We start from the raw sequence: 19,182 nt of genomic DNA, 5'->3' as shown, positions 1-19,182 counted from the left end.
ATAAATTCGACAAAAGTCCTCAGCCCTTTGGCCCCCGGCAAACCCTGCAGGCGAGCCCCGCCAACGCCTGCAACGGATGACTGACCGGTCGTCCCGCGCGCATCTTTCATCGGCTAAAGCACCGCGGGGTTTGCCCGGTGTGACGCGGGCCCCTAGAATGCCCCGATGCGCGATGATCTCTCCCTTCTGCTGAACTCCCTCAACGATGCCCAACGCCAGGCCGTAGCGGCCCCCGTGGGTCGTCAGTTGGTCCTGGCCGGTGCTGGCTCCGGTAAAACCCGAGTGCTGGTGCACCGTATCGCCTGGTTGATCCAGGTCGAAAATGCCTCGCCCCATTCGATCCTGTCGGTGACTTTCACCAACAAGGCCGCTGCCGAGATGCGCCATCGCATCGAGCAGTTGATGGGTATCAACCCGGCCGGCATGTGGGTCGGCACGTTCCACGGCCTGGCCCACCGCCTGTTGCGGGCGCATTGGCAGGAAGCCGGGCTGAGCCAGACCTTCCAGATTCTCGACAGCGACGACCAGCAACGGTTGGTCAAGCGCGTTATCCGCGAGTTGGGCCTGGACGAACAACGCTGGCCGGCGCGACAGGCCCAGTGGTTCATCAACGGGCAGAAAGACGAGGGCCTGCGCCCGCAACACATCCAGGCCAGTGGCGATCTGTTCCTGGCGACCATGCGCGGCATTTATGAAGCCTACGAGGCCGCATGCCTGCGTGCCGGCGTCATCGACTTCTCCGAGCTGCTGCTGCGGGCCCTCGACCTGTGGCGCGATCACCCGGGGCTGCTGGCGCATTATCAGAAGCGCTTCCGGCACATCCTGGTGGACGAGTTCCAGGACACCAACGCCGTGCAGTACGCCTGGTTGCGCCTGCTGGCCAAGGGTGGCGACAGCCTGATGGTGGTCGGCGACGACGATCAGTCGATCTACGGCTGGCGGGGCGCGAAAATCGAGAACATCTACCAGTATTCCGACGATTTCCCGGATGCCGAAGTCATTCGCCTGGAGCAGAACTACCGCTCCACCGCCGGCATCCTGAAGGCCGCCAACGCCCTGATCGCCAACAACACCGGGCGCATGGGCAAAGAGTTGTGGACCGACGGCGGCGACGGCGAAGCCATCAACCTGTACGCGGCCTTCAACGAACATGACGAAGCACGCTACGTGGTGGAAACCATCGAAAGTGCGCTGAAAACAGGCTTGGCCCGCAGCGATATCGCTATTTTGTACCGCTCTAACGCCCAATCGCGCGTTTTGGAAGAAGCCCTGCTGCGCGAGCGCATTCCGTACCGCATCTACGGCGGCCAGCGCTTCTTCGAACGCGCGGAAATCAAGAATGCCATGGCCTACCTGCGTTTGCTGGAAGGCCGTGGCAACGATGCCGCGCTGGAACGGGTGATCAACGTACCGACTCGCGGCATCGGCGAGAAAACCGTTGAAGCGATTCGAGAGCACGCACGCCACAGCGATGTGTCGATGTGGGAAGCGATGCGCCTGCTGATCGCCAATAAAGGGCTGACTGGCCGGGCGGCGGGCGCGCTGGGCGCGTTCATGGAGCTGATCGAGAACCTCGCGGCCAAGTGCATGGACATGCCGCTGCACCTGATGACCCAGACGGTCATCGAGCAATCCGGTCTCATTGCCTACCATGAGGCGGAAAAAGGCGAGAAAGGCCAGGCCCGGGTGGAAAACCTTGAGGAACTGGTCAGCGCCGCGCGCAACTTCGAAAATACCGAAGAGGACGAAGACCTGACGCCATTGGCGGCGTTCCTGGGTCACGCGTCGCTGGAGGCCGGAGACACCCAGGCCGATGAGCACGAAGACAGCATCCAGTTGATGACCTTGCACAGCGCCAAGGGCCTGGAGTTTCCCTACGTGTTCCTGGTGGGCATGGAAGAAGGCCTGTTCCCGCACAAGATGAGCCTGGAAGAACCCGGTCGTCTTGAGGAAGAGCGGCGCCTGGCGTATGTCGGCATCACCCGCGCCATGCAGAACCTGGTGATGACCTACGCTGAAACCCGACGCCTGTACGGCAGCGAAACCTACAACAAGGTCTCGCGATTCGTACGCGAAGTACCCAAGGGGCTGATCCAGGAAGTACGCCTGTCTAACAGCGTCAGCCGCCCGTTCGGCGGGGGTCAGCAACAAAGCAGCGCCAGCCTGTTTGGCGGCAGCGAGATCCCGCAGACCGGTTTCTCCCTGGGTCAGGCCGTGCGGCACTCGGTGTTCGGCGACGGCGTGATCCTGAACTTCGAGGGTGCGGGCGCGCAGGCACGGGTCCAGGTGAACTTCAGCGAAGGCAGCAAATGGCTGATGCTGGGTTACGCGAAGCTCGAAGCGATCTGACATACCGCTTTCATGTGGGAGCGAGCCTGCTCGCGATGGAAGCGCCACGGTTCTTGTGAAAGGCCGTGGAGCAGCTTTCGCGAGCAGCCTCGCTGCCACAGGACTGCATTCCTACAGAACTTATTTACCCTTCCTACACACCAAAGTTAACAAGCTGATTGCACTGACTGAAGCTGAACCCGACCTGTCAGGCAAAAGCCCGAAACACTCTGCCGCTAGCCAGTAACACTTCAGCTGTGCAACATGGCGCGCGTGCCATCCACAAATGGGAATTCCCTTTATGAAACGTTTTCTTAGCATCGCCATGGCGTTGTGCATCGGCCTGACGATGAGCCTCGACGCCAACGCCAAGCGCTTTGGTGGCGGCAAGAGCTCCGGCGCCGCGCCGACTCACCAGACCAGCCAAATGGCTCCTTCTTCTGCTGCAGGTGGCGCTGCTGCCACTGCGGGCGCGGCCGGTGCCGCTGGCGCTGCCGCCAAGGCCGGCGGTGCCTCTCGCTGGCTCGGCCCTCTGGCCGGTATCGCTGCCGGTGGCCTGCTGGCCTCCATGTTCATGGGCGGCGGCTTCCAGGGTATGCAGATCTTCGACATCCTGATCATGGCGGTCATCGCCTTCCTGGTCTTCCGTTTCATTGCCGCCCGTCGCCGCAAGCAGCAGGAGCACCTGGCTCCAGCCGGCGCGCCGATGCAGCGTGAAGTGTTCGAGCAGAAGCCATCCATGGGTTCCATCTTCGGTGGTTCGGCCGCGCCAGTTGCCGCCCGTCCGGTGATCAATGCCCCGGCCTGGTTCAATGAGCACAACTTCATTGAAGCCGCCCGCAACCACTTCCAGTCCCTGCAACAACACTGGGACGCCAACGAAATGGACAAGATCGCCGAGTTCGTGACCCCGCAGCTGCTCGAGTTCCTCAAGCGCGAGCGTGCCGACCTGGGTGACGGCTTCCAGTCCACCTACATTGATAACCTCAATGTCCAACTGGATGGCGTCGATGATCGTGCCGACAAGACGATCGCCACCCTGACCTTCAGCGGTGTGTCGAAGACGTCGCGTTTCGACCAGGGCGAAGTCTTCAGCGAGAGCTGGAACATGGAGCGTGCCCAGGGTGAGAACCAGCCTTGGCTGGTCGCAGGGATCCGCCAGAACGGCTGAACCGACCCGCAACGAATCCAATGCGACGTTACCCTGTAAAAAACCCCGGCCCAGGCCGGGGTTTTTCTATTTCGCGATTGCATCCATAGCAAGCTACTGTATAAACCGCTCCATATAAACCGCGCCATACAAGCAAGAGGATCCCGGACGTGGAAGAAATCATCGAACAACTGCGTGAAGCCAACGAACCCGTACCCGTCCCCTTGGAGCTGCCGGACGAGGACCTGCTGGTCGAAATCGAAGAGCAACTGTTCATCGATATCCCGTTTGTCTTCAGGGAGTTTTTGCTGACCGTCAGCGATGTGGTCTACGGCAGCCTGGAGCCGGTGACCGTCACCGACCCGCAATCCCACACCTACCTGCCTGACGTGGCCGCCAATGCCTGGGATGCCGGTGTTGATCGCAGCATGATCCCGATCTGCCAGGACGGTGACGACTACTACCTGGTCGAAGAAGACGGCACCGTGGTGCTGTGGCAGGCCGACGAAGAGCTGATTGCCGAGGAAACCTGGGAATCGGTGTGGCACTGGGCGCGGGACGTCTGGCTGGAAAGCTGAGACGCCCGGCACCCGCGCGCTCAATGCCCGGATGAATCCTTGTGGTTATCCAGCGTATCGAGCAGCGCCACCTGCATCCGCGTGTGCACGCGAATGAACCAGCGCCAGAGCAGCGCCGCCACGGCGGCCGCGACCACGACAATCAGCACCAGCAGTTTGTTAGTGGGCAGGATACTGGCCGACAAGGCCGCCAGCAGCAGGAAGATCACCAGCAGCGAGAGGATCGGGATCACCTCGGAGATCACCCGACGCACTCGCTGCGTGTGTCGGCCCGCCATCTCCGGCTTCACGCCCATCTCCGCCAGCAACATCGACAGCGCCTTGAGCTTGCGATATGCGGCGATCAGGAAGGGCAGCGACAAGAGCAACGCCCCGCCCCAGATCAATGCTTTCTGCCAGCTCGGGTCACTGATCCAGTCTTGCAGGTAAGGGGACATGCGCGCAGCGAAGTAGGCACCCGAGAAGAAGATCGCAATCACCAGTGCCAGGTTGACCCCCACCTGCAACAGAATCCGCCGAATCATCGACGCCAGCAGCGCGCCCTCGCCCTGCGGCTGGATATTGCGCAACCATTCGCCATACATCCCCAAGACGCGGCCCAGGCGCTGCGGCATCACGGCGGCCAGCTTGATCGACAACGGATCGGCAGCACGAATCAGGTAAGGCGTCAGCAGCGTGGTAATCACCGACACCGCGACGGCCACCGGGTAGAGGAAGTTGCTGGTGACCTGCAACGTCATGCCCAGCGCCGCGATGATGAAAGAAAACTCGCCAATTTGCGACAGCCCCATCCCCACTCGCAGTGAGGTGCGTCCGTCATTGCCGGCGATAAAGGAACCCAGGCCGCAGGACAGCATTTTGCCGAGCACGACGGCCACGGTGATCACCGCAATCGGCCACGCGTATTGCAGCAAGATCATAGGGTCCAGCATCAGCCCGATGGCGACGAAGAAGATCGCACTGAACAGGTCGCGGACCGGCTCGATCAGCCGCTCGATCTTCAGCAACTGCCGGGACTCGGCCATGATTGCGCCAATCAGGAACGCCCCCAGGACCATGCTGTACTCAAGTTTGACCACCAGCAGGCAAAAGCCGAAGCACAGGCCCAGCACGGTAATCAGCAGCATCTCGTTGCTGTCGAACCTGGCCACGTAGGCCAGCAGTCGCGGCACCAGCAGGATGCCGATCACCAGGGCGACGATCATGAACAACGACAACTTGCCGACCGTGGAAAACACTTCGCCGGAACTGACCGTGCCGCTGACTGCAATGCTCGACAACAGGGCAATGATGCCGATGCCAAGAATGTCCTCGACGATCAGCACGCCGAAGATCAGTTGCGCAAAGCGCTCGTTCTTCATCTTCAGGTCGTTGAGTGCCTTGACGATGATGGTGGTCGAAGAAATCGCCAGGATGGCCCCGAGGAACAACGAATCCATGGTGTTCCATTCGAACCAGCTGCCGATTTCGTAGCCGATCCAGATCATCAGCACGATTTCCAGGAACGCCGCGATAAACGCTGTGGCGCCGACCGCGAACAGCTTGCGCAGGCTGAACTCCAGGCCCAGGCAGAACATCAGGAAAATCACCCCGAGTTCGGCAAGGGTCTTGATGGTTTCTTCGTCGTGGATCAGGCCGAACGGTGGCGTGTGCGGGCCGATGATGAAGCCGGCGACGATATAGCCCAGCACCACCGGTTGCTTCAGGCGATGAAACAGCACAGTCACCACACCCGCGACCAACATGATCACTGCCAGATCCTGAATAAAACTGATGGCATGCATGGCGTGGGGCTCCTTGGGTGACATTGCTCAAACGCCAGGCCCGCGAAAGGTCTGGTCGAGCGGGAAAAAAATTCGCATTTCGCGTAGGAATTGCCCTCGGACCGGGCTTTTGCAGGGTAACACCGCGACTTCCGGCAGAAAGGCGGTGCAATATATGGAAACAGATAGATTTGTCGTGACGGCAATCACCCGCCCGGCGTCCCGATAACTGTGGTTCGAAAAACCGCCCAGGCACCCGTAGAGGTGCACCCTTCCGAAACCCGCCTTGACCCGTGAGAACGCTATGGAACCCGGAAACGCCCAGCTGTCGATGACGGTATTGATGACTCCCGACATGGCCAACTTCTCAGGCAATGTCCACGGTGGCACCCTGCTCAAGTACCTCGACGAAGTGGCCTACGCCTGCGCCAGCCGATACGCCGGCCGCTACGTCGTGACCCTGTCGGTGGATCAGGTGATTTTCCGCGAGCCGGTGCATGTCGGCGAACTGGTGACCTTCCTGGCCTCGGTCAACTACACCGGCAATACCTCGATGGAGGTGGGCATCAAGGTGGTGACCGAGAACATCCGTGAGCGCTCGGTGCGCCACACCAACAGTTGCTTCTTCACCATGGTCGCGGTGGACGACAACCGCAAACCGGCGCCCGTGCCGCCGCTGCAACCACAGAACGGCGAAGACAAGCGCCGCTTCATCCAGGCCCAGCAGCGTCGCCAGATTCGTCAGGAACTGGAAAAGCGCTATCAGGAAATCAAGGGTGATGCCTGAGGCGCCTATTGCGCTTTAGATAGACATCGCCGGCTGTGCGGTGAACACCGGGTTGGTGTTCACCCAAGCCCTTGCGGGAAGCGAGCCCGCTCGCGATGGGCCCTGCCCTGTTCAAAGACTGATCGCAGTCGCCTCGAACTTCACCCGTGGGTGCGCGATGCGGTCCTGCGCGCGGACCAGCTCCAGCTCGTAACTGGCGCACGCCTGGGTCTCCAGCAACACTTCATGCACCGCCGAGGCCGCGAACTCGAACGCCGCCACCAGGCTGTCGCCCAACAACACCCGCGCCAGAAACAGACCGGAAGTCAGGTCGCCGACGCCCACCGGCTGGCGCGGAAACGCCAGCAACGGGCGGCGCAGATGCCAGCTCGCTTCGGCCGTCACCAGCAACATCTCGAATGCATCCGCCGGTTTGCCGGGGTACGCCAGGTGCTTGACCAGCACCGCCTTCGGACCGCGGGCCAGCAGCGCACGCGCCATTGCCAGGCAATCGAACAGTGACTGCGGTTTGCGCCCCGAGAAGCTGTCGAGCTCCAGTTGGTTGGGGCACATGAAGTCCGCCACGGCGGCCGCTTCTTCCAGCAGGAAATCACTGACTTCAGCCGGTACGCTGCAACCCTTTTCCGGATGGCCCATCACCGGGTCGCACAAATAAAGGGCCTTGGGGTTTATCGCCTTGATCTGCTCGACGCCCTTCAGGATCGAACGCCCCTGGGCCGCACTGCCCAAATACCCGGACAACACGGCGTCGCAATTTCCCAACTCGCCAATCGCCGCAATGCCTTCGACCAGTTCGGGAATCTGCTGCGGCGACAGCACTTCACCGGTCCACTGGCCATATTGAGTGTGGTTGGAGAACTGCACAGTGTTGAGCGGCCAGACATTCACCCCGACCCGCTGCATCGGGAAAACCGCAGCGCTGTTGCCAGCGTGGCCGAACACGACGTGGGACTGAATGGCGAGCAGATGTGGCGTACGTTTCATGCCGTGAGTTCCGTCAAACGATTGAAATTCGAGCCGCGCAGTATGCGACTAAACGCAGCCTGTACGACAGACCGGCGACGCAGTTAAGCTGACATCCTATTGTTGGAGCACCCGTTGATGCTGACCCTCGGAAATATCTTCGTGTTGATGCTGCTCGCCACGGCTGGCGCCTGGCTGTGGCACAACCATGGCTTGCGCGAGCGCGCGCTGGAGCGGGTCAAGCAGCACTGCGGCAAACTCGGGATCGAGTTGCTGGACGGCAATGTCGCGTTGAAGAAAATCACCTTCATCAAGGACGCCAACGGCCGGCGGCGCCTGGCCCGTGTGTATAACTTCGAATTCACGGTGACCGGCGAAACCCGCCATAACGGCACCATCACCCAGTTCGGCGCCCACAGTGCGCAGATCGAACTGGCGCCCTACCCGATGCCGTTCGACGAAACGCCACCGGTGGCCGATGTGACGAAGCCCCGCGCCGAAGTGATTGAGCTTAGCCAGTGGCGGCAGGAACACACGAAATGGCGTCCTTAACCGGATCGACAGTGATCCAGTGAGCGCTGCAACGAGTCTACCGGCTGCGGCCCGCTGAAAATCAGTTCGATCCGCGAATCCTGGCGCCATTCGCTGGGCTGCCAGGCCAGTGTCGCGTTATCCAGCGCATTGGCCGACAGCCAGCCCCCTTCGCTGTGGATAACCAGCTTCGCCCGCCGCCAGACAAGGCTTTCAAGCCATCGGCCAAGGCGCGCCGAATCGAACCTCTGGCCTGGGTGCCAGCGCCAACCGATGCTCCAGCCATCGTCCTGCTCCTGGCTCAGGCATATCGGCCGCGCCGGGTCAGGCCATACCGCCGGCATCTGCGCCAACCCCTTGGGCGCGATGAAGTTATCCACACCCGCCACCGCTCTCGCCTCGAGACCCGGCAGCTCGCTCAGCGGCAACCCGGCTCGCTGCGTCCAGTACAGGGGCCGTGCCGGCAGCTGAGCGGCGATGCGTTGCCGATCGCGCTCATCGAGATGCTCGGCCTTGTTCAACAGCAACAACCCGGCGTAGCTCAACGCCGCCTGCTGCGTCACAGGCAAGGGCTTGCCGGCGGCGAGCGCCTGGGCATCCAGCACCAGCACACTGGGCTGAACCGCCAGTACGCCAACCCAGGGCGCTTCACCCAATTGCTTGAGCAACTGCGCTGGATGACCGAGCCCGGAAGGCTCGATGAACAACCGGTCCGGTCGCGCCTTGCGCAGCAAGCGTCCGAGACCGATCTGGAACGGCGCACCATTTATGCAACACAAACAGCCTCCGGCGACTTCACCCAGTGCGATACCATCGACGTCACGGGTCAGCAGCGCAGCATCGATACCGATCTGCCCGAACTCGTTGATCAACACCGCCCAACGCTCGTTCGCCGGTCGCTGGGCCAGCAGGTGCTTGATCAGGCTGGTCTTGCCGGCGCCCAATGGTCCGGCGATGACGTGCGTGGGAATGTTCTGCAGCATGGTCGAGGTTTTCTGAGGAGGTGGAGGATGCGGTTGATTGGCTGGACATTGCTCCTGTCGCTCATTGGCGGCGAGGCGCTGGCCCAGGCGTGCGTGGTACACAGCACGGCTGAGCGGCTCGACGTGAAGGTCTGCCAGGAGAACCGCAGCATCCCGGAAAAACTCTTCGCCGACGGGTTCTGTCAGCCGAACCTGGCCGGGCAGAAAGTCGAGGTGCAATACGTCGACCACTGCCCTGCCGGCGCCTTTGGCGTGTGCAGCAATGCGCAAGTTGCCAATATGCCTTACCAGCAGGATATTCACTATTACGGCGTGGCCACCGACGCGGCGTATCTGAAGCCGTATTGCGAAAGCCAGAGCCAGGGGCACTGGCTCCAGCCTTGATCCGCGCTCTCATTTAGTCGAGGGTTACGCGGCCACCTCTTCATACCAGGGCCCGAACGGGTCCGGCCACAATTGCCAGCCCTCGGCGCCCAGGGCCATTTCCTCATCGGTCAGCAGACAATCGTCCAGTTCAGCGCTGAGTTGTGCAAAGTCGATGTTCTGGCCGATGAACACCAGTTCCTGCCGGCAATCACCCGTGGCGGCGGTCCAGTTCGCCATGATCGCCGCGGTGCTTTCCGCGTCCTGGGGCCATTGGTCTTTCGGCACGGACCGCCACCAGCGACCGGCAAAACCATAGCGCATCAAACCACCGGCCTGGGACCAGCTGCCGGCATCCATGGGTTTGCTGGCCAGCCAGAAAAAGCCTTTGGAGCGCAACAGCTTGCCGTTGGTCCACGGGCCATCGATGAAGTTGAAAAAACGCTGGGGATGAAAGGGTCGGCGCGCCCGGTACGCGGTGGAGGCGATGCCGAATTCCTCGGTTTCCGGCACGTGCTCGCCGCGCAACTCGCGCAACCAACCCGGTGCCTGCGCGGCTTTTTCGAAGTCGAAACGACCGGTATCGAGAATTTTCGCCAAAGGGATTTCGCCCATCACCATCGGCAGGATTTCGGCCTGCGGGTTCAGCCTTTCGAGGATCGCCATCAGCTCCTGGCGTTCGCTGCTGCTGATCAGGTCGATCTTGCTGATCAGGATCACGTCGGCAAATTCGACCTGCTCGATCAGCAACTCGGTGATCAGCCGTTCGTCCTCCTCGCCCAGGGTTTCACCACGGGACGCGAGGCTCTCCGCGGCCTGGTAATCGAGCAGGAAATTCACCCCGTCGACCACGGTGACCAGGGTGTCGAGCCGCGCGACGTCAGACAGGCTGCGGCCTTCCTCGTCACGGAAGGTGAAGGTTTCGGCCACGGGCAGCGGCTCGGCGATGCCGGTGGACTCGATCAGCAGGTAGTCGAAGCGGCCATCCCTGGCGAGTTGGCCGACCTCTTCGAGCAAGTCTTCGCGCAAGGTGCAGCAGATGCAGCCGTTGCTCATTTCCACGAGCTTTTCTTCGGCGCGGTTGAGGGTGACATTACGCTGCACTTCGCTGCCATCGATGTTGATTTCACTCATGTCATTGACGATCACCGCAACCCGCAGGTCTTCGCGGTTACGCAGTACGTAATTGAGCAGCGTGCTTTTACCGGCGCCGAGAAAGCCCGACAGGACGGTGACGGGGAGACGATGGGGCATCAGGGAATCCTCACAGGAATGCCCGGTCGCAGTGTCGGGCTTATTTTTACGTTACAGTATAACAATGCAATCAAGCCACCCCCTCTTGCCGCCGATGACAAAGGGCACGATGCTGAACCCCGTCCGATCCGTGAGAAACACTCTGCGTATGGCCCTGAAAATCGCGCTGATGATCGCTTCGCTGCTGCTCACCCTGGACGCCCGGGCACAAACCCCGGGCCTGGCCAACTGCACCCGCAGCGCCAATCTGCTGGCTTGCGTGGATGCCGACGGCAATGCCTACAGCGTCAACACCGTCGGCAACACGCTCTACCTGCGCGGCTTCGAACGCGCGGGAAAACGCTACTGGGCGCAAACCAACAGCCGCTACGGACAACTCACGTTTTTCACCGGCATCGCCTCAGACGGCGAAGCCTGGGTCGGTTACAACCGGCGGGTTGGCTGGACCACCCTCAATCGCTTTTCCAGTTCCGGCGGTAGCAGTGCCAAATTCACCTGCAGCCGTATTTCCGGTTGCTAGGCCTGCGCTTTTTTTGCGCCCGTTACCCGGCGAAGCAGCTGTCGAGCTGCGGATTATTCTGGAAAGAGCGCTGTAGCCCTTCGTTGCACACGTCACGTCGGTTCACGGTGAAAACCCTCGTGAAAAAGACGTAGTCGAATTTGATGTAATAACATAACATTCAAGTTCGATTCCCACTATGGACCTGCTGATGAATGCGCTGACTCTGCCGGATATCGCCGCGCAGGCTACACGCCAAGCCCTGCCGCTCGAATGGGTGGGCATGTGCGGCATTGCCTTGCCGATCCTGTTCGATGGCCAACGCTTGAGCGCGACAGCCGACGCCGGTGTCAGCCTGGACGATGGCGAAGCGCGTGGCATTCACATGTCGCGGCTGTACCTCGCGTTGGAATTGCTTGAGCAGGAAAACCTGACCCCACACCTGATCCGACGAGTCCTGGAGCATTTCCTCGACTCCCACCAAGGCCTGTCGACCCGTGCCTACCTGAAGATCGACACCGACCTGCTGCTGAAAAGGCCTGCCCTCATCAGCCCGCTGTCCGGTTGGAAAAGCTATCCCGTCAGCATTGAAGCGCATCTGAAAAACGCGATGTTCCACGTGGAACTAAAAATCCAGCTGCCTTATTCCTCCACCTGCCCTTGTTCAGCGGCCCTGGCTCGGCAGCTGATCCAGCAGCAATTCGTCGACGACTTCGCCAACCGTTCGTTGCAACACGCAGACGTTCTGGCCTGGCTGGGTTCAACCAAAGGCATCGTTGCAACACCTCATAGCCAGCGCAGCCATGCGCAATTGCGTCTTCGCCTGGTTGAAGGTGTCGAGGCACTGCCGTTGATCGAGGTTATCGATGAGGCAGAAGCCGCCCTCGGCACTGCCGTGCAAACGGCCGTGAAACGCGCCGATGAACAAGCCTTCGCATTGGCTAACGGGCAAAACCTGATGTTCTGCGAAGACGCCGCGCGGCGTTTGCATCTGGCCATGAAACGCTCCCCGGAAATCACCGCCTTGCATGTCCGCGTGATCCACGCCGAAAGCCTTCACGCTCATGACGCCGTCGCCGAGAGCCGATGGAATTGGGAGGCCGCATGATTCGCTGCGAGGCATTACGCTGGGGAGCCGTTGGACACCCCCTCACCCCGGCCGTCAGTTTTGAACTGCCCAAAGGCAGCATGACCGCCGTAATAGGCGCCAATGGCTCAGGCAAAAGCAGCTTGCTGAAAGTCATCGCCGGCCTGCAAAAACCGCTGAGCGGCAACGTCATTCTCGCGGTTCCGCGCCAAGGCTCGCTATCGTTCCTGCCCCAGCAGCAACACCTCGACCGGCAATTCCCGATCAGCCTGCAAGCCTTGGTCGCCGCCGGTTTCTGGGGCCACAAGCAATCGGCCGAAGTCCGTCGTCAGCGCCTCGCCGCCGCCCTTGAAGACTGGTGTCTGACGGGGTTGGAACAACGCCCCTTGATGGCGCTCTCCGGCGGCGAACTGCAGCGCGCACTCCTCGCCCGCCTGAGCCTCGCCGAAGCACCGCTGCTGTTACTCGACGAACCCCACGCAGCGCTCGATGAAGAGGGGCAAGCGTTGCTGTGGAAACACCTGCATCAGTGGCACGCACAAGGGCGAACCCTGGTGGTCGTCTGTCATGACCTGGCGGCGGTACGGCACCACATGCCGCAAACTCTGTTGATCAGGAACAGTGGATGCGTACTCGGTCCGAGCACCGAGCTGATTCATCAGCAACCGCACACGCAGGTGGCCTGATGCTGACAGTCGTCCACCTGTGGCAACCCTTCCAAGAGTTCGTGTTCATGCGTCGCGCACTGCTCGGTGGACTGGTGCTGGCGTGCAGCACGGCCCCCCTCGGCGTGTTCCTGATCCTTCGGCGCATGAGCCTGATCGGTGACGCGGTCGCTCACGGCATCCTTCCCGGCGCGGCGTTGGGTTTCTGGTTCGCCGGATTGAGCCTGCCAGCGTTGACCCTGGGAGGCTTGGGCGCTGGCTTGAGCATGGCCGGGCTCGCCGCGTGGATTACCCGCCGCACCGGCCTGCGCGAAGACGCCAGTCTGGCCGCGATCTACCCGATCGCCCTCGCCAGCGGCGTGCTGATCCTCGGCATCGCCGGCAAGCGCCTGGACCTGCTGCACCTGTTGTTCGGCTCGGCACTGGCGGTCGACGGTCCAACCCTGACAGGCATGTTGTGGGTCTCGGGGCTCAGCCTGATCGCCATGGCGCTCATCTACAAACCGCTGGTGCTGGATACCCTCGACCCGCTGTTCCTGCAAACCGTCAGCCGCCTCGGCCCTCTCGCCCACGCTGTGTTCCTGACATTGGTCGTGCTGAACCTGGTGATCGGCTTCCAGGCCATCGGCGCGCTGATGGTCGTCGGCCTGATGATGCTGCCCGCTGCCGCCGCACGCTTCTGGAGCCGACGGCTGCCGGTGTTGATGGCGGTGGCCGCCCTGCTTGGCTGCGTGTCGGTGTGGCTCGGTCTGCTGCTGTCGTTCCACTACTCGCTGCCCAGCGGCCCGGCCATCGTCCTCGTGGCGGGCGGCGGGTATCTGCTGTCCGTGGTGTTCGGGCCGGTGCACGGCTTGATGCGCCGCCCGCCCCTGCTCACATCCCAATGAGGTGTTGCCCGATGCGCGCTCTACTCGTGTTGTTCAGTCTGGTGTTTTCGATGTCGCTGTCAGCGGCGGAAAAACTCAAGGTCGTCACCAGCTTCAGTATCCTCGCTGACATGACCCATCAGGTCGGCGGCGATCACATCCAGATCACCAACATGGTCGGCCCCGATGCCGATGCCCACACCTACGAACCGACACCCGACGATGCCAAGGCCCTGCTCGGCGCCAAGCTGATCATCAAGAATGGTCTCGGTTTCGAGCCGTGGCTGGATCGCCTGGTGACCAGCACCGACACCAGGGCCACGGTCATCAGTGCGAGCCACGGTGTGATTCCCCGTTCGCTGGAGGAGAACGGGGCAACCGTTCCCGACCCGCATGCCTGGCACAACCTGGCCAACGCCGAGCTGTACATCAGCAACATCACCAAGGCGCTGGTTGCCGCCGACCCGGCGCACAAAACCGATTACGAACACAACAGCCAGCTGTACCTGAAACAGATCTACACGCTGCTCGCCGAAGCCAAGACCAAGCTCGGATCACTGCCGCCAGGCAATCGCAAGATCGTCACCTCCCACGACGCCTTCGGTTATCTCGGGCAGGCCTACGGCATCGATTTCATGGCGCCGCAGGGGCTGTCCACCGAGCGCGAGCCGTCAGCGGCTGAAGTCGCTGCGCTGATCACCCAGATTCGCCAGGCCAAGGTCAAAGCGGTGTTCATGGAGAACATCAAGGACGCGCGCCTGCTCAAACAGATTGCCGATGAGAGCGACGCACACATCGGTGGCACCCTGTACTCAGACGCCCTCGCCGCGAGTGGCCCGGCCAGCACCTTCACCGGACTGTTCGAATACAACCTCAACACGCTGTACCAGGCGCTGAGCCAGCCATGATTCGTACGCCGAATCGGCGTACGTAGATAAGTCGGTTCAACCGCCGATGAGCGGGTGACCGACCAACTCGCATGGCGTGACAAATGTCTAGATGACAACTGCCCGGGTTTGGCTCTACGGTTTATGCGCGAGCACTCAAGAGCACCGACATGATCCACATCACCCTGAGCGATGGTTCATTACTTGAATACGACCAACCCGTGTCGGTGTACGAGCTCGCCGCCAGCATCAGTCCCGAGCTGGCAAAAGCCGCCGTCGCGGGCAGGGTTGACGGCGTACTGGTCGATTGTGCGTTCATGCTCCAGGCCGATTCCCGGGTCAGTATCGTCACCCCCCGCGAGCCCGATGGCCTGGAGATCCTGCGACGCTCCTGCGCACTGATGCTGTCAGTGGCCGTGAAACAGCTTTATCCAAAGGCACAGTTGCAGAGCGGATCGGTGCTGGGTGACGGCTTCTTCCATGAGTTTGAATTCGAGCGTCCTCTGAACCTCGTCGATCTGGCGGGCATCGAGGCACGCATGAAAACGCTGGCGGCGACCAACCATTCGATTCGCCGTCGAAAACCCTCATCGCCCACCGATGACCTGGAGAGACTGACGCCCTACCTGCTCGGCGACTTCGAATGCCGGTCGATCGGTCCGCACGTTCCTGCAACGAGGGTGCTGCATGCATTCGCCCTCGATCACATCAGCGGCACCGCGACTCAGCGAATCTACGGCAGTTGCTGGGCTTCACAGGAAGAACTGGACAGCTGGCGCGCCCCGCCACACGTAATGATCGTCAGCATGGACGATCGCCAGGCCGACTACGCCCAATCCGTGACTGAAACCTTGCGCCGCGGCGGCGTGCGCGCCCGTGCAGACCTGCGCAACGAGAAAATCCGCCACAAAATCCGCGAGCACAGCCAACAGGTGCCCTATCTGGTGGTGATCGGCGAAAAGGAAAAACAAGGTGGGTTTGTCACGTTGCGCAGCCGGACCGGAGAGGACTTCGGCACGATGGCGGTTGAAGCGGTGTGCGCCTGGTTGCGGTCAACCGGGGCGGTGGTGGTGTGAACAGTTTGTCGCGAGTCTGCCCGCTTCCACGTTCGTTACCTTGTGGGAGCGGGCCTGCTCGCGATGCTGTCAGGCCCTGGGCTTCACCGTTCCACAATCCTGCCCCAACCAGACTGCACGGGTATCGAGGCTGCCCTTTTGCTGGATGCCCGTGGCGTTGAACGTGCCGTTCACCTTGGTGGTGAACTCGCGATCACTCAGGAACGTCGCCACCCCTGCGCCCTGCGCCTTGGGACAACTGAATCGGAACTTCCACTGATTGCCGGTACGCTCGGTGATTTCCTGGCGGCAGCCCGACTGAGGGTCCGTCAGAGGAATGTTGTCACTCTTGACCTGTTCCGGCGTCAGGCAGGCGCGAATTCCCTTGCCGCCCATGGTGATGCCCTGCTTCTCCAGCTGCGCGCGCTGCTCGGGCGTCATCTGGCTCTGAATCTGGCCCAGAATCAATTGCAGATCCGGCAGGTTCTGGTCATCCACCTTCATGTTGCTCGAGGTCAGCTCCCACAGGCCGGGCTGCAGCATCTGCGCCTGAGCGGCCACGGGAAGTGCCAAACCAAAAGCCACGGCCAAGCCCAGCAGACGAACGTTCATCGTGTCACTCCTGATCAGTAGTGGCCGTTAGACGTCAGCCAGGGGCTTCGGTTCAGGGGCCAATTAAATAGCGACATTCTGCACGGAACATGGTCTGTTAAGCATTGAATCTTCAGGAGCAAGGCTGTCCCATGGATTACTTTGGACCGCACCTTTTCGGTTATCTGATCGCGTTGTTGCATTCCCTGGGGCTGATCGCCGCCATCCATGCCGTGTTGACCGTAAGGACCGCCCAGGGATCCATCGCCTGGGCCTTGTCGTTGCTGTTCATGCCTTACCTCACGCTGATCCCGTACCTGGTCTTTGGCCGCAGCACATTCGATGGCTACATCAAGGCGCGACGACAGGCCAACGAGGAAATGCGCAAGGCCATTTCCGAGTTGAACTGGCGTCCCTGGGTGGAAGAAGCCCTGACAGCCCGCGCCTCCAACGCCTATGCATCATTGCGGGCGATGCCCAAGCTGGGACGCATGCCATGCCTTGCCAACAATGAAGTGCGGCTGTTGATCAACGGCCCGGCCACCTTCGAAGCGATTTTCGACGCCATCAGCCAGGCCCGGGAGGCGGTGCTGATCCAGTTCTTCATCATTCACGACGACCACCTCGGTCAACGCCTGCGAACACTGTTATTGAAGAAAGCCGCCGAAGGCGTCGCGGTCTATCTGCTGTACGACCGCATCGGCAGCCATTCCCTGCCCCACAGTTACGTGCAGTCATTGCGTGATGCGGGCGTCGAAGTCAAAGCCTTCGCAACGCGCAGCGGCTGGCTTAACCGCTTCCAGGTCAACTTTCGCAACCACCGCAAGATCGTGGTGGTCGATGGCGTGCTCGGATTCGTGGGCGGGCATAACGTCGGCGACGAATACATGGGCGAGAAGCCGCCTCTGGCACCCTGGCGCGACACCCATGTCGGGGTGCGCGGGCCCGTGGTGGCCTGCATGCAGGAGTCCTTCGCCGAAGACTGGTTCTGGGCGGCGCGATCGTTGCCACCCTTGATACTGCCGGATGTGTATCCGGACGACGGCGTGCTCTGCCAATTGCTGGCCAGCGGCCCGGCGGACCCCTACGAAACCTGCTCGCTGTTCTTCGTCGAAGCCATCCATGCGGCCTCCGAGCGCGTGTGGATCACCAGCCCGTATTTCATCCCTGACGAAGCCGTGTTCTCAGCGTTACGCCTGGCGGTGCTGCGCGGTGTCGATGTGCGGATTCTGCTGCCGTCGCGCCCCGACCACCGCATCGTCTACGCCGCGTCCAGCCTGTACGCCTTCGAGGCGGTACGCGCCGGCGTGCGGGTGTTCCGCTACGAACCGGGTTTCCTGCATCAGAAGGTGGTGTTGATCGACAGCGAAATCAGCGCCATCGGCAGCGCCAATCTGGACAACCGCTCGTTCAGGCTGAATTTTGAAGTGATGCTGTTGACGGTCGACAGCGCCTTTGCCGGCGAGGTCGAACAGATGCTCAACCAGGACTTCGCCCAGGCCCATGAAGTGGCCCAGCAGGAAAGCCGGGAGACCCATCGCCTGCAACAGGTCGGCATGCGGATCGCCCGGCTTATTTCGCCGATTCTTTAAGGCGTGTAGATGTCGTCGCGGGTCCAGGGCAGTTCATGGCTGCCATCGGGGTGGGCTTTCACGGCGAGGATCTGGTGCAGGTTGATCCAGCCCCTGGCGAACGCATAGGCGCATCCCGCCAGGTACAACCGCCAGATGCGCAACGCCTGCTCGGGCACCAGCTTGCCCGCCGCTTCCAGGTTGTCTTCCAGGCGCTCGCTCCAGTGGTCAAGCGTGCGCGCGTAATGCAGGCGCAGGCTCTCGACATCCACAACCTCCAGACCCGCCTCGCTGATTTCGGCGGAAATCATCGACAGGTGGGGCAGTTCGCCGTTGGGGAACACATACTTCTCGATGAAATCACCGGCACCGCGCCCCACCGGACGGCCGTCGGTGTGCTTGGCGGTGATGCCATGGTTCATCACCAGGCCACCCTCCTTCACCGCGCCAAACAGGGTCTTGCAGTACTCGGCGAGATTCGCGTGGCCGACGTGTTCGAACATCCCGACGCTGACGACCTTGTCGAACCGACCGTCCTGGGGCAGATCACGATAGTCGAGCAGCTGCAGTTCAATCTGGTCGTCCAGGCCTTCGGCGGTCACCCGTTCACGGGCCAGCGCCAGTTGCTCCTTGCTGAGGGTGATACCGAACACTTTCGCGCCGAATTCCCGCGCCGCATAACGCGCCAGACCGCCCCACCCACAACCGACGTCCAGCAGGTATTCACCGGGTTGCAGGCGCAGCTTGCGACACAGATGCCGGAACTTGGCCTGTTGCGCTTGTTCCAGGGTTTCGCTGCCGGTTTCGAAATAGGCGCAGGAGTACGCCATGTCACTGTCGAGCCACAGCTGATAGAACGCGTTGGACAGGTCGTAGTGATAGGAAATCGCCTTGGCGTCGGTTTCCTTGTCGTGCGCGACGCGCACCGGCTGGCTGTCTTCGTCCTCGCCCAACAGCGCCTGGCTCAAGTCATCGCAGACGCGAATCACGTCGCTCATCGAGCCTTCAAGCTCGAGCTTGCCTTCGACGAACGCCGCTCCGAGCGCGTCCAGGCTAGGATGGGTGAACTGGGAAACCATTTGTGGGTCCTTGACCACAATCGTGACGCTGGGCGTCGGTCCCAGATTGAATTCATGGCCGTCCCAGAGTCGCAGGCGTAATGGGAGCTGCAGATTCTGTAAGGCCGGTGGAAGTTGCGCGAGCATGGAATATCCCCCTGGTTTCAGACGTCTGAAATGAGGTTAGACCATCCTCGAAAAAT

The 19,182-nt window shown here is 61.5% G+C and carries 19 protein-coding genes; 13 read left to right on the top strand and 6 right to left on the bottom strand.

Translation table 11 applies throughout. The features are described 5' to 3' along the window. Positions 1-165: 165 nt before the first annotated feature. The 3 genes from uvrD to ACM6IM_RS21740 all read left to right on the top strand — a co-directional run bounded on the left by uvrD (position 166) and on the right by ACM6IM_RS21740 (position 4,056). Complete coding sequence (gene uvrD, locus ACM6IM_RS21750) at positions 166-2,349, top strand: DNA helicase II (RefSeq protein ID WP_192307193.1); 2,184 nt, start codon at positions 166-168, stop codon at positions 2,347-2,349. Between the two features lie 280 nt (positions 2,350-2,629). Further along, positions 2,630-3,499: a Tim44 domain-containing protein gene (locus tag ACM6IM_RS21745; protein WP_192307194.1), complete on the top strand. Its 870-nt coding sequence runs from the start codon at positions 2,630-2,632 to the stop codon at positions 3,497-3,499. Between the two features lie 149 nt (positions 3,500-3,648). Next, on the top strand, positions 3,649-4,056 hold the full coding sequence (locus ACM6IM_RS21740; RefSeq protein WP_192307195.1) for an SMI1/KNR4 family protein: 408 nt from the start codon (positions 3,649-3,651) through the stop codon (positions 4,054-4,056). Positions 4,057-4,076: 20 nt separating this feature from the next. Here the strand turns inward: ACM6IM_RS21740 and ACM6IM_RS21735 are convergent, their stop codons facing one another. Then, positions 4,077-5,840, bottom strand: a complete 1,764-nt coding sequence (locus ACM6IM_RS21735; protein WP_192307196.1) for a cation:proton antiporter — start codon at positions 5,838-5,840, stop codon at positions 4,077-4,079. A gap of 283 nt (positions 5,841-6,123) precedes the next feature. On the opposite strand from ACM6IM_RS21735, the gene ACM6IM_RS21730 reads away from it, so the two are divergent. Further along, positions 6,124-6,606 carry an acyl-CoA thioesterase gene (locus ACM6IM_RS21730; protein ID WP_414866285.1) on the top strand — a complete coding sequence of 161 codons (483 nt, stop codon included), beginning with the start codon at positions 6,124-6,126 and terminating at the stop codon, positions 6,604-6,606. A gap of 111 nt (positions 6,607-6,717) precedes the next feature. Here the strand turns inward: ACM6IM_RS21730 and pdxY are convergent, their stop codons facing one another. Further along, positions 6,718-7,590, bottom strand: a complete 873-nt coding sequence (pdxY, locus tag ACM6IM_RS21725; RefSeq protein WP_192307198.1) for a pyridoxal kinase PdxY — start codon at positions 7,588-7,590, stop codon at positions 6,718-6,720. A gap of 117 nt (positions 7,591-7,707) precedes the next feature. Between pdxY and ACM6IM_RS21720 the strand changes: the two genes are divergently transcribed. Further along, entirely contained in the window at positions 7,708-8,121 is a 414-nt protein-coding gene (locus ACM6IM_RS21720) for a DUF3301 domain-containing protein (protein ID WP_414866284.1), read from the top strand. Here ACM6IM_RS21720 and ACM6IM_RS21715 read toward each other — a convergent pair. After that, positions 8,118-9,083 (bottom strand): CobW family GTP-binding protein, encoded by a 966-nt coding sequence (locus ACM6IM_RS21715; protein WP_414866283.1) that lies wholly within the window; start codon positions 9,081-9,083, stop codon positions 8,118-8,120. The two genes, ACM6IM_RS21720 and ACM6IM_RS21715, sit on opposite strands and share 4 nt — an antisense overlap. A 27-nt stretch (positions 9,084-9,110) precedes the next feature. On the opposite strand from ACM6IM_RS21715, the gene ACM6IM_RS21710 reads away from it, so the two are divergent. Continuing rightward, the gene (locus tag ACM6IM_RS21710; RefSeq protein ID WP_414866282.1) at positions 9,111-9,467 is read left to right on the top strand and encodes an NADH:ubiquinone oxidoreductase; all 357 of its coding nucleotides are present in this window, start codon (positions 9,111-9,113) and stop codon (positions 9,465-9,467) included. Positions 9,468-9,491: 24 nt separating this feature from the next. Here the strand turns inward: ACM6IM_RS21710 and zigA are convergent, their stop codons facing one another. Then, on the bottom strand, positions 9,492-10,700 hold the full coding sequence (zigA, locus tag ACM6IM_RS21705; protein ID WP_414866281.1) for a zinc metallochaperone GTPase ZigA: 1,209 nt from the start codon (positions 10,698-10,700) through the stop codon (positions 9,492-9,494). Positions 10,701-10,842: 142 nt separating this feature from the next. On the opposite strand from zigA, the gene ACM6IM_RS21700 reads away from it, so the two are divergent. From ACM6IM_RS21700 to ACM6IM_RS21675, 6 genes are all read left to right on the top strand, one after another. Beyond that, positions 10,843-11,220, top strand: coding sequence for a glutamine synthetase (locus ACM6IM_RS21700; protein WP_192307377.1), 378 nt, complete (start codon positions 10,843-10,845; stop codon positions 11,218-11,220). 190 nt (positions 11,221-11,410) lie between these two features. Next, entirely contained in the window at positions 11,411-12,307 is an 897-nt protein-coding gene (folE2, locus tag ACM6IM_RS21695) for a GTP cyclohydrolase FolE2 (RefSeq protein WP_414866280.1), read from the top strand. Continuing rightward, complete coding sequence (locus tag ACM6IM_RS21690; protein ID WP_414866279.1) at positions 12,304-12,972, top strand: metal ABC transporter ATP-binding protein; 669 nt, start codon at positions 12,304-12,306, stop codon at positions 12,970-12,972. Before folE2 ends, ACM6IM_RS21690 begins: the two co-directional genes overlap by 4 nt. Then, entirely contained in the window at positions 12,972-13,838 is an 867-nt protein-coding gene (locus ACM6IM_RS21685; protein WP_414866278.1) for a metal ABC transporter permease, read from the top strand. The genes ACM6IM_RS21690 and ACM6IM_RS21685 overlap by 1 nt, the downstream gene beginning before the upstream one ends. An 11-nt stretch (positions 13,839-13,849) precedes the next feature. Further along, the gene (locus ACM6IM_RS21680) at positions 13,850-14,725 is read left to right on the top strand and encodes a metal ABC transporter substrate-binding protein (RefSeq protein ID WP_414866277.1); all 876 of its coding nucleotides are present in this window, start codon (positions 13,850-13,852) and stop codon (positions 14,723-14,725) included. Between the two features lie 149 nt (positions 14,726-14,874). Continuing rightward, a complete protein-coding gene (locus ACM6IM_RS21675) occupies positions 14,875-15,780 on the top strand; it encodes a His/Gly/Thr/Pro-type tRNA ligase C-terminal domain-containing protein (protein ID WP_414866276.1) in 906 nt (301 codons plus the stop codon). Between the two features lie 69 nt (positions 15,781-15,849). On the opposite strand, the gene ACM6IM_RS21670 is transcribed toward ACM6IM_RS21675, so the two are convergent. Beyond that, the gene (locus tag ACM6IM_RS21670) at positions 15,850-16,371 is read right to left on the bottom strand and encodes a DUF3617 domain-containing protein (RefSeq protein ID WP_192307208.1); all 522 of its coding nucleotides are present in this window, start codon (positions 16,369-16,371) and stop codon (positions 15,850-15,852) included. Positions 16,372-16,502: 131 nt separating this feature from the next. Between ACM6IM_RS21670 and cls the strand changes: the two genes are divergently transcribed. Next, positions 16,503-17,942, top strand: a complete 1,440-nt coding sequence (gene cls / locus ACM6IM_RS21665; RefSeq protein WP_414866275.1) for a cardiolipin synthase — start codon at positions 16,503-16,505, stop codon at positions 17,940-17,942. Here cls and cfaB read toward each other — a convergent pair. Next, the gene (gene cfaB, locus ACM6IM_RS21660; RefSeq protein ID WP_414866274.1) at positions 17,939-19,126 is read right to left on the bottom strand and encodes a C17 cyclopropane fatty acid synthase CfaB; all 1,188 of its coding nucleotides are present in this window, start codon (positions 19,124-19,126) and stop codon (positions 17,939-17,941) included. The genes cls and cfaB overlap by 4 nt on opposite strands. Between the last annotated feature and the right edge of the window lie 56 nt (positions 19,127-19,182).

Source organism: Pseudomonas sp. IT-P12 (assembly GCF_949767465.1).
Taxonomy (GTDB): domain Bacteria; phylum Pseudomonadota; class Gammaproteobacteria; order Pseudomonadales; family Pseudomonadaceae; genus Aquipseudomonas.
This window is presented reverse-complemented; position numbering and strand designations above follow the sequence as displayed.